Raw genomic sequence first — 13166 nt, forward strand, 5'->3', positions numbered from 1 at the left:
ATCTTTACTTGGACCTGCACTATAACCTATGATTTCACGATTAAAAAGATCCACTAATAAGCAGACATAGTTCCATTTATTTCCAAATATTACATAAGTTAAATCGCTAACAACAACTGCACATGCTTGTTCTTGTTGAAAATTACGATCTAATTCATTAGCAATAGGCGCTTCATTACACGTTGTTTTGTGCGGTTTAAACTGCGTCACGGTGTAATTGGAGACTAATCTCTGCTGTTTCATGATAAGACCAATTCGGCGTCTAGAAACAATGTGGCCTTGCTTTTTTAGCTCTACTTTAATTTTGCGTGTGCCTTAGTTGCTTCTACTTTTTGGAAAGATTTCTCGTATAAGTGGAACGATTTTATCGTCATTGGTTTGACGTTGCTTCACTTCGTAATAATACGTTGCTCTAGGCAGTTGCAGGACGCTACACATTGCTGATACCGAGTATCTGTGTTGATTGCTTTTAATCACATTTACTTTCGTCCCATTATCAGTAGTAACCGGAAGATACAGGCACCGAAGGTGGTTTACGAAGTAAACTTGTGAGCGGCTTGCTTTAAAATGTTGTTTTCCATTCGTAAGTGTTTTAATTCTTTGCGTAACTGGATTAACTCCTGTTCTTCCGGGGTCCTATTATCTTTTTCTTTAAATGATCCAGAGGTTTGAGATTGCTTGATCCATTTGTCTAAGGCAGATGGGGTTAACTCATACTCCAGAATAATATCTTTTCTCGGCTTACCACTTTGATAAAGATTCACCATCTGTTGTTTAAACTCTGGTGTAAATGTTCTCCTTGTTCTTTTGGTCATTGTAGAACGCTCCTCATATATTATTAGTTCTAGTCTACTTGACCTTAATTTTTCTGTCTAGTTAAGTGTAGCCGATCCATCTTCTATGCCATTGGCATAACGGATAACTAAAAAATAGATAGCAGAAATAAGGACGACGATTAAAAGAGATAAAACAAACACATAGTGATTCAAGAACAGCAGATAAACAAAACAAACGATTATAGTAAAAAGACTGGTTACACCGCTAACCAATGAATTGATTGAATTACTGATTGCTTCTGTATCATTATTTAATGTCGCCTGAATCGTTCCCCTGTTCATACTTTCAAATTCTTCATACGGCGTTTTTAATATTTTTTGGATAATCTCAATTCTTTTTTTAAAAATGATTTCGTTGCTTAGTTCAATTACTTTCGAGCGGACTAGTTGCTGCGTATAGATATATAAAGTAATTCCTAGAAAGAAAAAGGGAATCAACGATGCTTTTTCGTTGGCTCCTATCGCTGTATTGATGACCAATATTACAAAAGCATTTCCCAAACCGCTGATGATACTCAAAATAAGCAACGGAGATAATTCAAATTTTTTTTTTTGGGAACAGCAACAGCATAGACAGATAGACAAACAGCAGCAACAACAACAGCAAACTTCCGAAATAGACCGCTTGAATAGTATATGGCAGCCAAACAAAGAGAAACGACCAATTAAGCCCACCTAAAAAAATATAGGGAACTTGATGGAAGCAATACACAAGTAAGCCAACAATCATCAAAGAGAAAGTCGATTTACAAGTCATTTGTAGCCAAGATATATTTTCTTTTAATGTCCGTTGCCCTTTTTTAATCTCTCTTGCAATCATAATTACTTTGATCAGGAGGAAACTGTTGAGCAGCATCACTAACAAAAAAATAATTGTGGCATAAAAATCAATCAATTGATTTTCATCACTTCCGGCTTGGAAAGTCGTATCCCCAGTAAGGAGATCACTAATTCGAAAGCCGATATTATTTGTACCCAATGTGTTCAGATTAGTTAAGACGCCTACTCCAATTCCTTTTTCGGGATAAAACTGAACAAAGGAAGAAAAATTAGGATTATTCCCTCCATGATAAATTCGTTCCCCTTGATCAAACACAAACCATCCGGCAGCATAGTTTAAGCCATCTTTATCTGAAACATTTATCTGACGAGAACTCGCTATAATCGAGCTGTCCAAATAATCTGTGTTGCTGAGACCGAGTTGAAATGTCAGCCATTTAGTTAAATCATTACCAGAAGAAATTATATATCCTGCCGGGTTATTTCCTGCAAAGACAGGAGAAGAAAATTCTTTCGCTTGACCAAATGCCAATTTATATCCTTTCGATTTTTCAGCAGTCTGACCATTAGTGACACCAATAAACGTTTCGTTGAGTGATAAAGGCTCGAAAATATTGGTTCTTACATACTCTTCATAAGACACCCCTGAAACCTTTTGTATTACTAATCCTAGCACATCATAATTAATCGTCGCATACTCATATTTTTCCCCCGGTGGATAAGCAAGTGCTATGTTATTTAGGTTATCGACTGTTTGGACTAACGCATTCTCGGAATCAGTCTCAGGAATAGTAGCAATTGTACTAAAGGGCAATCCGCTTCTATGCGATAAGAAATCAGCAATCGTCACAACAATTTTTTCTCCATTATATGTAAATTGAATACTTGGAATATAGGTGCTTACAGGTTCTGTTAGTCTGACCTCTTCTTCTGCTTCCAGTTTCAACAATGCGAGCCCGGTAAATGACTTACTTACTGAGCCCAATTCAAATAATGTCTTTTCATCTACTCTTGAATACTTGCTTTTATCCGAATAGCCGAAGCCGTTTTGGTAGATCACTCCATCTTCGGAGACTACCGTAACAAATACGCCGGGGATATCGCTTCTTACCATTTCATCATTCACAATGTCTGCGATTTTATCTGAAAGCTCGCTGGCAAAAGTCAATTCACTTTGCCCAAAAACAAAAACCTGACTATTTTGAAAACAAATTAGTGACAAGACGAACATGAACAGCATTATTTTTTTCACATAATTCCTCTTTCTACAGAAATAGTATCAAATGACAAGAGACTTGATATCTTTCTGCTTTTTTTAGATTAAAATTTAAAAGGCGTTTAATCCTACTACTATCTAACTTTAATGTATTTCGCAAATGGCTATGTTGTTTTGCAAAAACTGTTTGGTGATGACTAATCTCTTATTTAACCATTCCATCTTTTAAATAAGTTAGCGCAATAGACAAATCTTTAGGGAAAGGGGTAATACAAAAGAATTTATCTCCAAATCTACATTTTTAATCGAATCTAAAAAAGTCTTTCTCGATGAATTTCTTTTGTCCTTTACATATACTGTAAAGAGTCTTCGCAAACGTACTATTTTTTTCTAGTAATTCGTTTTTAGTACTTTCTACTAAGCCTCCTAAAATTTTTCCTATATTTTTATTTTTACCAGGTGAAAAATTTGGCTATATATTGAGTCTCTATCTTTTTTCTTTTTGATCATCTTGTTTATATAGATTTTTTGTCCCTTTCACCATAATATAAAAAATGTCTTAACCAGCCTGAACTTCAAAATTGGATTGTCAACAGAAAGCTAGACAACTTTTTTAAGATCAGCTCGTTTATATTAAACAGGGCTCATGTACCCCAGTGCTCCATGAATCCGAATATGATTATACCAATGTACATAGTCAGCTAATTGAATCCTTAAATCTTCTAAACTATCATCTTTATTTTCCCTTACTATTACAACTATACAAATAAACTTATTTAGCTTTGTATTGAGAGTTATATACTCTCATTATACAAAACAGGTGAATATATTGTAATTAGAAACATTTTAAACATATCCTCAAAATTGAGAAGGAAAAGCATCTCCAGCATACTCACAGTAAAAAAAAGTGACGTACTTCTGGGGCTAACTGAGAAGAAAAATCATATTGGACATACCTTGACAACACCTTACAGGCATGGCATTGTTCAAAGCCGAGCGGTTCCCCACTAACTCATTGTTATGTCTTGCGGGGAAGTCGTTCAGCAAATGAACAACCCAGTTCCTAAAGATTCATCAAAATGATCGAATCTACGTGGAATTAATCATAATACTGAGCTATCCCATGTCAACAGACTGTAACACTGACACTAAAAATCATCATAGTAACTACACAGAAGTTTAAATTGCCAATAAATAGTTGAACTAAATTAAATAATAATGTAATATATTGTAAGTAACGATATGACTAGCATAGGGGGAAAATAAAACAAATGAAGAAATGGCGGATATTGTTGGTCATCGCAACCATTGTTGTAACGATGACAGCATGTAATGATGATGACAATATTTCAGAAGAAGCAAGCGGTACTAACATAGTGAAGGAGGAAAGTAACAATCATCAGGAAGGTTACAGTTATGAAAATCAAGAAGATTGGACTATGGTGTGGGGCAAGTCTCAATCACCAATTAATATTCAAACTGCTGACACAACTAAAGGTAATGCAGACAGTATTACATTAGACTACAATACCAACCCTACTTATATCATCGACGATGGTCATACCATCAAGGTTGGTGCGGAAGGTAATGAAGCTATCATCAACAACAGACCTTTCCAGCTCCTACAATTCCACTTTCATTCCAGTAGTGAGCATACGATTGATGGAGATAATTATCCTATAGAGGGGCACTTTGTACATAGTGCGGATAATGGAGCATTAGCAGTTATTGGTGTGATGTTTGTTGAGGGTTCAAATAATCCTGAATTTGAAAAAATATTAACCAATATTGCTGAGGAAAAACAAGAAAACTTATCAATCGAGTTAGATTATAATCAGCTCCTGCCAGATGATAAGAGCTACTATCACTATCTAGGGTCTCTTACAACCCCTCCATTAACGGAAAATGTAGAATGGTACGTACTAGAAAATCATGTCGAGATATCTAAAGAACAAATTGAACAATTTCAAGCATATTATGATGACAACTTTAGAAAGGTACAACCTTTAAACGACAGACCGATCATCTATTTTGAGCAATAAAAATAAATCGTTACCTTTATACTAATGCAATATTGTTATATTAAAACAAATGGTGTGGGATGAATAGATTCCATCCATATGGTATTAAGTACTGTCCTCCTTTGCTACAAAAATTGGCTGGATGAAACACCTCTCAGTCTAGCATAGGAGGACTTTTCACATTATGCATCACGAAACTTTTATAAAATATGCCTTCGTGTTTTTTAAACAACGAAAATCACTTACTTCTGTGAAAGAAAATGTGTAAAGTCATAAGTACTACTGACAAATATACCGCATTGTATTGTATGTAGTTGCAAGTTCTAATCTGCAATGCGAATTGCACCTGTATATTTTCAGGCTAGATCGATGTAATTCTTTTACATTCGTTACATTCTACATAGAATATATAATATAATTAATAATTAGAAAAATCAGTTACTTTTAGTGGAGGAATGCATGTAATGAAGGTGATCCTTGTTGTAGTAGTTTGTTGTTGCTTGCTTGTTGGGTGTAGTGAAAGTAAGACAGATGATGCATTGAATGATGCCATTGAGAAAACAAAAGTGAAACAGTCAGACCATACAACAAAATCGCAACCCGCAGATTTAAGCCAAGACAATAGGGAACAACAACATGATTACAGCACATTAAATGTTGCCGATCTACAAGTAGCTGATATCTTAAAAGAAATGCAAGCAGATGATTCACCTAATCAAGACGATGGTACATGGACAAAACTCGATGGCTTTTATTTCATTCATTCTAGTAATGGCGTACTGAAAAAAAATTTAAAAGATTTGTATCACACAGAGCTTGCAATAAAAATGAAAGAAAATAATGAAAAGAAGGAGAAGTACTTACAAGATAAACTAGCTATTATAGCCGAATTTTCCTCTCAAGAAAACGAGGAAAACTATGAAAAATCCAAAGAAAAATACAATGATTTGATACAATATTTAATCGAATCCATCGAAGCGTATACTCAATCTGAAGAACTTCCAGTTTATGAAGGCACACAAATTGAAGCGATTGGTCAACTGGATTTTGCAACACACTTTCTTGCAAATAATGAATTGAAATCTCAAGTCAGACAAAACATACAAAATGAGTTCTTTTTATTTAATAAAGACAGCAAAAATAAATTACAAAAACTAAATTCAAACTCAGCTGAAATACATTTTTCACATGGTGACAACATTCAAGTATTTCAAGTAGATACAATACAATATGACAACAAGAAAGAGTTTTCTTCAAAATTTACGGAACAAAATATTGAGCTAGTCAAATCATCACATAGGACTAATAAGCATGTTTTTCTGATAGATTCAAACTTATTTTCTTTGGATACCACTACTTTTAAATTAGTCCAAATTACTCCTAACACACTAACATCAGATACTTGTGAACAATTTTCTAAGGAAGACTTTGAAGAAAAACTGGAGTATATTACTTGGGTTAGATATCCGGAAATCAATCCTGCTGGAGACACATTATTATATTATACAAATCGTGATTTAAATGATGGAGAAATGGACTTACAGCACAACATTATACTTAATTTTTTTGACTCGAAATCAGAAGAAACTGTAATAAAAGAAAAAGATCTAGGTAGTGGATTCATGCTATCACCTAAAAATATATCATGGTTAGATAGTGATACTTTTATGTATGAAGTAAAAAATAAATCTTCTGAGAAAATCATTTACTACAAGTTTAATATCAAAGAAAAAACATCAGAAAAGATAGTCGAATTAGATCATTTTGCTTATGTTGAAAATGGATTTATGTTGCATCAAGATCAAAATAGTGTTCATGTTATTTCAGCTTTACATGGAGAGACAAAAAAATATGCTTTGGCAGACGTAAATGTTAATTTTGCTGCTATATCAAAGGATGGTAATGTAGCAATACCTAAAAATAACAGCATTATCATTTTAAATCGTAACAACAACGCTATTGAATCGTTCGATATTCCTGAAACATCACGATCTATAAAATTGGATGGTTGGTTAGATCAGACACATCTCTTAATCCATAATATAAATGAAAACGGGAAGCGTTCTTGGATTCTCGAGTGGGGTAAGTGATGATTACACAGGTATTTTATCTTTACGAAAGGAGGTAGATCATCATAAAGCGATCGAAATGTATTATTACGTTAGTGGTAACATTATCACTACTTTTTATTGTGATTTTGGCTTTAATAAACTCTCCTTCTATTATGGGCATAATTAAATTGCAGTTATCTAGTAAGGATATTGTGGAAATAGCTGCCTCCTCCACCACACACTCATACATGAGTACGTCCACTAATGGTGATGGAGTCATCGCTGATTTAATGGATAATAAAGGATTTAATCTCGTGGATAAGGAAGGATCATCTTACTTTTTTGAGAATAAGTATGAGAGTGTTATTGTATCTAAAAAAATTTACGCTAAGCACTATATCATATGGAAAATAACATCTAGATAGATTACAATTTTTAGAACACCTAATATTTTGCACATCCTTCATACACGGCACTACTCGCGATCATTTCATAAAGTCATCAATTACTTTTCTTCTGTTGCAAAGGTGGCCTTAGCCCTTACCCAATTAGGAAAGGTAATTATTCTGTTATTTTCCCATCTAGTTTTTTATTCGCATGCACCGAATTATCCTGAATGATGCCTGTTTCTACAAAACCAAATGAAGCGTATAATTCTTTAGCTACGACATTATGTTTATGATAAAAGAGGTCTATATATTGCGCTTCCCCATATGGCATATTTTCAATATCCGCCAACACTTTTTCAAAGGCAAGCCTGCCATATCCTTTCCCCTGATAACGCTTATCAATCATCATATGCCAAATAAAATAGGTCTTCTTTCCGTAAAAAACTTCATTTTGAAATGATTCATGATCCGTCGTATCGTAAATATACATGTCAAATCCAATCATCGTATTATTCGCATAAATAGCTAATGGAGTAGCTGGTATACCATCTGTATTCAACATATGACCGTCTGCGAAGCATCTGAGGTTAGTAGTTTCTAATATAAATTCCTTCTGGTTTTCTTCAACATCAAGCGCTACTACTTTCTCTATGTTATCCCCAGTTATTTTTTGTAATTCTATCATTTTTTTATCTCCTCTCCTAATACAAGTCACTTTCACACTTATTCACTTATTCGTTCTAGTCTGCTTGACCTTATTTTATCTGTCTTGTTAAGTGTAGCCCATCCATTATCATACCATATAGAATTATATACTCATGTCTACAATGTAGTTTCTTGAAGCTTTACCGCTTTTTCTAGAGAAGGACTTATTGCACAATTAGAGTTTGAAGAGTTTACAACAGAAGAAGTTGCATACGGTGTGGACAACATTGAGGTGGATTGGAATGAACAGGCTGTAAAACCAGCTGAACAATACTTACAATTCTCCTCCTTTTCAAGAAGTGGGTTAATCACACAATTAAAATTTGAAGGATTTACAACAGAAGAAGCTACATACGGTGTAGATCAAACAGGGCTTACAGATGACAATAACTAATAATCGTGTCGGATCAATGGATTCCACCCAAAAGTAATGTCCTCCTTAGTTACACATGTGGCTGAATGAAGCAGCTCTCACTGTAGCAAAGGAGGACTTTGGAATCCATTACATATTGTGAATGGCTTGCTCTGCTTCCCATCCCTTTGGAATATAAGCACAGGCAGGATCACTTTCCATATAGTCCCCATGAACAGCGTATGCACGGGCACGCGATCCACCGCAAAGGTGATGGAAAGAACACACCCCACACTTCCCTTTTAATTGTTTACGGTTACGTAAATCTTTGAATATAGGTGAGTTCCGATAAATATCTCCCAACGATTGATCACGAATATTACCACAAACAATAGGCAAAAATCCACTCGGTTGTACTTCTCCCGTGTGCGATATGAAGACAAAACCATTGCCATCGGTGATACCGTGTTTTGCCCGACCTAATATATCAGCGCGTTTTGTTTCTTCCAAATTCCTATCATCACTTATCTGGTGATTCGTTAACATTACCCTTCTTAATGCTGGTGCTACCGTAGTCTTAATATCATAGGAACTTATCTTCTTTTTACGAACGATCCATTCAAATATTCGCTCATTCTCCTCTGGTGTTGTCATATCCTCATGTTGACCTCTACCTGTCGGCACAAGGAAAAAGATACTCCACAATATCGCCCCCCATTGCTCTACTAATTCAGAAATTTCTTCTAGTTTATCTGCGTTATATCTCGAAACGGTGGTATTAATTTGAATGGGCAAACCAATTTTCTTTAAATAGGATAACGATGTTGCAGTAAGTTCAAATGAACCCTTTGTACCGCGGAAACGGTCATGAACTTCCGCATTGGGACCGTCTACACTAAATGCCCAACGAGACAATCCCGCTTCCTTAGCCCGCAATATCACCTCTTCTTTTACAAGCGGTGTCGCACTTGGTACCATAGATACCCGTAATCCTTTATGTATAGCGTATTCAATCAATTCGTACAAGTCTTTTCGCATTAATGGATCGCCACCTGTAAATACAAGTAGTGGGTTGTCCAATGCTGCGATTTGATCTAACAACATCTTTCCTTCTTCTGTCGATAATTGATTAGGATTAGCTAGCGGTTGCGCCTCTGCTCGACAATGTAAGCATTTTAAATAACAAGCTCGAGTAATTTCCCAAATGACAATAAAAGGACTCTGATCATAACTCATTCCGATTCCCCCAGTACTGGTTTTAGTCATCGTTTGTTACCTGTGTCATACATACGTTTAAAATACAACATATCACAATATGTGAATGATAACGTTTACAAATGTGTGAAAGCTCTTGCTCCTAAGTTGTGTCATCTCTATGTCCAGACATCCATTTTTCACCTTATTGACGTATTTCTGTTTTCTTTCACTCCGATGTGTCGTACTTCTGCGAAAGATCATATCGTTGGTAGCAATAGATGATGATCAAATAACCAGCTGAGGGATATGGTAATGATATGGTGATCCAGTCCATGCTTACTCATGATTACATTCTAAAATGTCCACTCCAGATGGAATGCGGAACATTTTTATCTCATGTCGCTATTTGAATAGTCTATTTAAAACGTAGTATACATTGCCTACAGCAACGCAGTGAAAACGTAATGAAGTGATACATAAATGAAAGATCCATGTATAAGTAAACATAGTAAAATAAGGGCGGTCAACTTCACGTTTCCTAAAGTTTTTACTACATATTTGAGCTGAGCCAGTATAATAGCTGCTGACAACAATACAACGACAAACGTTCCCGCTAAAGCAAAAAACAGCACAAAAATAGTGAGTAAAGTATGCTTCACGTTTCCTGTAGCAATGTCTCTGTCTCCCCATAACAGCGGTAGCAAATAAAAGGCTCCCCGCATTACACCATACACAATCCAATTCATCATACCAGCAAAAATAGCCGCTTTTACATCATACAAATTTAAACGTTGCATCAACTGTATCCCTTGTTTAAGGGTATATTGTTTTCTTGTTTTCATTTATGTTCCCCTCTTTATCTATTACGAAAATAACATGCCAGTTTGTGATCAATAGCTAAGGACGATACAATGCTAATATTTTTTTCATCATGAAGTCATCCACGTTTCGCAGATCAACAAAATAAGGTAGCTGCCATTTTTGTGTGATTATCCCTTGCTTACTAGTAGGAGTATCCCAACTTGGATACACACGCATGGCCATCTTGCCTTTTGTATTGCTTGTCCTAAAAATATTTTGTTTGAACAGTATTTCTTTCGGGAAGATAAACTGCCCAAATTTATCCGGAGCGAAAAAAGTATGAATGACCAGTAAATCAGGAGCGTCTTCATAACAATATGGTTGATTTTTATCATGCTCGTCTTTTTCCCAAAAGGAAACAAACTGTCCCACTTTATGCGGTGTCTTTCGCGCAACTCTAAAGCGAACAGATCTTACATTTAGTTTAAATGTACCTGCACCATAATTGACGTTTTGTCTTTCTTCTCGGATGGATGTTAATGTTAATCCATTTGGTTCATATATCATGTTATTGACTTGTATTAATGTAGTATAAAATATATCCACTTTATCATCCTTTTAAATTATTGAACGTTTGTTTTTGTGTTACAGTTATTTAGTTTACTTCATCTTCACTATGCTGTCTAGTGATTTCTACAGTAATTATGTTACATAATTTTTCTAAAATGGTTCAAAATAAATAAAAGTATAAGCACAAGCTCAAAAAACGCTCACAGGAGGAACGATGTACCATGAATATGAACAATCAACAAATGAATCAAGGGCAAATGAACCAACACGCAATGGGCCAGCAGCAACATGCAATGAATCACGGCGGCCATGAGGTATATGACTTGCATGAAATGTTGGCAGGTGTCATTAATGTTCTAGATTCTTATATGATATTTCGCCAATACGTCACCTGCGCTAATTTGTTAGATATTTTGGACAGACAATATCAGTACATCACGGAACAGTATAATATCATGGTGGAAGCATTCCAAACAGGGCAAGCACCAAAACAAAAAACGTCCACTTACATGATGAAAGAAAGCACGGATGTTGTTTATGGCGTGCAGCCTACTCAACCGAAAAAACCGAACCAATCGCTTTCAGATGTGAAAAATAGCGGAGTAACGGGCCATATGCTTGGATTGATAAAATCCCATGCATCCTTGTTATCCATGACCGCAGTTGAAACAACAAATCCTGTTGTTCGACGGGTGTTGGCGGCACTTGTACCAAACTATATTGAGATGGCATACGAAATTTTCCTATATCAGAACAAGCATCGTTATTATCAAGTGCCTCAATTAGCACAAAACGATATGCAGTATATGGTGAGTGCATTTGCAAAAGCACAAGGAACACCACAAATGCCTGATGCTCCGATTCAAAACCATCCATTGCAATAAAGATTATAATCTACAACAATACATTACAGTTACAGGGCTAATTCCCCATTTCTCCTCATACACTTTTGGAGTTTGAGGTATTAGCTCTACCTCATCAACTTTGTACATTCTCTTTTCTCTTCATTTCATGTTGCAAAATACACTCCGATCGTGATCCTACTAACTAAAAAATACACCTATATTTTTTCAATATGTTACCATATACACGTGGACTGTATTTTTATGTATGCGTTCAGTGTCAGAATGTGTACAATCATACAGAAAAAGATATACAATGGTAAATATTATTTGCTGCATCATTACTTTTGTAAAAACGAAAAAGAGGGATGTACGATGAAAATAAAGAAAAGAAAAATAGTACTGGGTTTTATTTTATTTTTTTGCTTAACTCTGGGTTTTGCCGTGGTGTATTCCCATTACAATCAAAAGGATACATTCACAAAAGCATATGATAGCTTAACAGACCCAAAGCTTCCAGTCCATATCCAAAACGCGAATAAAATAATATACACTAGTGGAATAGATGAAGCAAAACGCCATGATTTATTTCAACAAAGTGAATGGGAAATGATCCGAAACGAAGATACAAATTTAAACATAGCTCCTTTTTCTTCTACATGTGGAGAAGTCCACAACAATGACGTTTATCGCTTTTTAGACGGAGACACGTTTCAGTATTTAATACAAGTTCAATTTAGTTTTAATGCAGACGCTTGTAGCTGGAACATCGATGCTGAAAAGGTATACGATTTTGTTGCGATTGCATTAGTTACAGAAAATGGTGAACCGATAAATAGGCAAGCTACGGATGCAGATATTTTAGTCTATGACGAAGAGGGGCAGTTGTACGTATTGAATGGAGCTGTCTCAGACTATCTAGCAGGTGGAGCCATATATACCATTTCCGATAGAAGAAGTTTATGGGACCGAGTTGGTTCGGAAGGCATTGCTTGGTTTTATATAGATGAACCTTCAAATGGAAATACATATTATGTGAAGTCACAGTGGTTACATACATGGAACAAAACAAATGCAACCCTCAGTAGGTTTGACATTCATTATGAAAACCAACAATTGGTTAGTCCAATATGGGCAAATGAGACAATACCCAACGCTTGGAGCGTTATAGATGTTGATCAGATTCACTTTCATCCCGAAGATAGAGACTAAAAAAGCGGAATGATCCGTTACATAAGGATCATTCCGCTTTTGTGTGTATTACTTCATCGCTTCTTCTAGCAGTTTAATTGTTTCGTCATAATTCATGCCGTTCATGTTCTTTTCTTTTGCAAAATCTAGTGCTGTTTTAGCAGGTTCGTATTCATTAGGTTTAGTCTGCAATGTTGGATCAGCATTTGCTGCAA

Annotated in this window: 12 protein-coding genes and 2 pseudogenes; 6 read left to right on the forward strand and 8 right to left on the reverse strand. The window is 35.5% G+C overall.

All coding sequences use genetic code 11. The features are described from left to right. From D1Z92_RS17665 to D1Z92_RS17915, 4 genes and pseudogenes are all read right to left on the reverse strand, one after another. Positions 1–815, reverse strand: a pseudogene (locus D1Z92_RS17665) (IS3 family transposase); the annotation flags it as partial. Between the two features lie 57 nt (positions 816–872). Then, the gene (locus D1Z92_RS16825) at positions 873–1487 is read right to left on the reverse strand and encodes an ABC transporter transmembrane domain-containing protein (protein WP_276318884.1); all 615 of its coding nucleotides are present in this window, start codon (positions 1485–1487) and stop codon (positions 873–875) included. Then, the gene (locus D1Z92_RS16830; RefSeq protein ID WP_128896847.1) at positions 1375–2868 is read right to left on the reverse strand and encodes a serine hydrolase domain-containing protein; all 1494 of its coding nucleotides are present in this window, start codon (positions 2866–2868) and stop codon (positions 1375–1377) included. The genes D1Z92_RS16825 and D1Z92_RS16830 overlap by 113 nt, the downstream gene beginning before the upstream one ends. A gap of 597 nt (positions 2869–3465) precedes the next feature. After that, on the reverse strand, positions 3466–3630 hold the full coding sequence (locus tag D1Z92_RS17915) for an integrase core domain-containing protein (protein ID WP_128896856.1): 165 nt from the start codon (positions 3628–3630) through the stop codon (positions 3466–3468). A gap of 473 nt (positions 3631–4103) precedes the next feature. On the opposite strand from D1Z92_RS17915, the gene D1Z92_RS16840 reads away from it, so the two are divergent. Further along, positions 4104–4874, forward strand: coding sequence for a carbonic anhydrase (locus tag D1Z92_RS16840; RefSeq protein WP_128896848.1), 771 nt, complete (start codon positions 4104–4106; stop codon positions 4872–4874). 443 nt (positions 4875–5317) lie between these two features. After that, entirely contained in the window at positions 5318–6943 is a 1626-nt protein-coding gene (locus tag D1Z92_RS16845) for a hypothetical protein (RefSeq protein ID WP_128896849.1), read from the forward strand. Between the two features lie 522 nt (positions 6944–7465). On the opposite strand, the gene D1Z92_RS16850 is transcribed toward D1Z92_RS16845, so the two are convergent. Continuing rightward, the gene (locus tag D1Z92_RS16850) at positions 7466–7978 is read right to left on the reverse strand and encodes a GNAT family N-acetyltransferase (protein WP_128896850.1); all 513 of its coding nucleotides are present in this window, start codon (positions 7976–7978) and stop codon (positions 7466–7468) included. Positions 7979–8149: 171 nt separating this feature from the next. Between D1Z92_RS16850 and D1Z92_RS17740 the strand changes: the two are divergent. Together D1Z92_RS17740 and D1Z92_RS16855 are read left to right on the forward strand one after the other, a co-directional pair. Further along, a pseudogene (locus D1Z92_RS17740) lies at positions 8150–8215 on the forward strand (hypothetical protein); the annotation flags it as partial. Continuing rightward, positions 8216–8392: an Ltp family lipoprotein gene (locus D1Z92_RS16855; RefSeq protein WP_240666792.1), complete on the forward strand. Its 177-nt coding sequence runs from the start codon at positions 8216–8218 to the stop codon at positions 8390–8392. It abuts the pseudogene before it with no gap. 108 nt (positions 8393–8500) lie between these two features. Here D1Z92_RS16855 and D1Z92_RS16860 read toward each other — a convergent pair whose 3' ends face one another. The 3 genes from D1Z92_RS16860 to D1Z92_RS16870 all read right to left on the reverse strand — a co-directional run bounded on the left by D1Z92_RS16860 (position 8501) and on the right by D1Z92_RS16870 (position 10954). Further along, complete coding sequence (locus tag D1Z92_RS16860) at positions 8501–9586, reverse strand: TIGR04053 family radical SAM/SPASM domain-containing protein (RefSeq protein WP_128896852.1); 1086 nt, start codon at positions 9584–9586, stop codon at positions 8501–8503. A gap of 401 nt (positions 9587–9987) precedes the next feature. Next, a complete protein-coding gene (locus D1Z92_RS16865; protein ID WP_128896853.1) occupies positions 9988–10389 on the reverse strand; it encodes a hypothetical protein in 402 nt (133 codons plus the stop codon). Positions 10390–10444: 55 nt separating this feature from the next. After that, entirely contained in the window at positions 10445–10954 is a 510-nt protein-coding gene (locus D1Z92_RS16870) for a MepB family protein (RefSeq protein WP_128896854.1), read from the reverse strand. Between the two features lie 185 nt (positions 10955–11139). Here D1Z92_RS16870 and D1Z92_RS16875 point away from each other — a divergent pair, with 185 nt between their 5' ends. Both D1Z92_RS16875 and D1Z92_RS16880 read left to right on the forward strand, forming a co-directional pair. Next, positions 11140–11802 carry a spore coat protein gene (locus D1Z92_RS16875; protein ID WP_370741318.1) on the forward strand — a complete coding sequence of 221 codons (663 nt, stop codon included), beginning with the start codon at positions 11140–11142 and terminating at the stop codon, positions 11800–11802. Positions 11803–12135: 333 nt separating this feature from the next. After that, complete coding sequence (locus D1Z92_RS16880) at positions 12136–12972, forward strand: hypothetical protein (RefSeq protein WP_128896855.1); 837 nt, start codon at positions 12136–12138, stop codon at positions 12970–12972. The last annotated feature ends 194 nt before the right edge of the window (positions 12973–13166 follow it).

Source organism: Longirhabdus pacifica (genome assembly GCF_004115085.1).
In the GTDB taxonomy this organism is placed as follows: Bacteria; Bacillota; Bacilli; order Paenibacillales; family DSM-105158; genus Longirhabdus; species Longirhabdus pacifica.

What these genes read in the sequence shown, in the direction of transcription:
- D1Z92_RS16865 (WP_128896853.1), bottom strand. Translation starts at nt 10,389, where the DNA reads ATGAAAACAAGAAAACAATATACCCTTAAACAAGGGATACAGTTGATG.
- D1Z92_RS16880 (WP_128896855.1), top strand. Translation starts at nt 12,136, where the DNA reads ATGAAAATAAAGAAAAGAAAAATAGTACTGGGTTTTATTTTATTTTTT.
- D1Z92_RS16860 (WP_128896852.1), bottom strand. Translation starts at nt 9,586, where the DNA reads ATGAGTTATGATCAGAGTCCTTTTATTGTCATTTGGGAAATTACTCGA.
- D1Z92_RS16840 (WP_128896848.1), top strand. Translation starts at nt 4,104, where the DNA reads ATGAAGAAATGGCGGATATTGTTGGTCATCGCAACCATTGTTGTAACG.
- D1Z92_RS16875 (WP_370741318.1), top strand. Translation starts at nt 11,140, where the DNA reads ATGAATATGAACAATCAACAAATGAATCAAGGGCAAATGAACCAACAC.
- D1Z92_RS16850 (WP_128896850.1), bottom strand. Translation starts at nt 7,978, where the DNA reads ATGATAGAATTACAAAAAATAACTGGGGATAACATAGAGAAAGTAGTA.
- D1Z92_RS16845 (WP_128896849.1), top strand. Translation starts at nt 5,318, where the DNA reads ATGAAGGTGATCCTTGTTGTAGTAGTTTGTTGTTGCTTGCTTGTTGGG.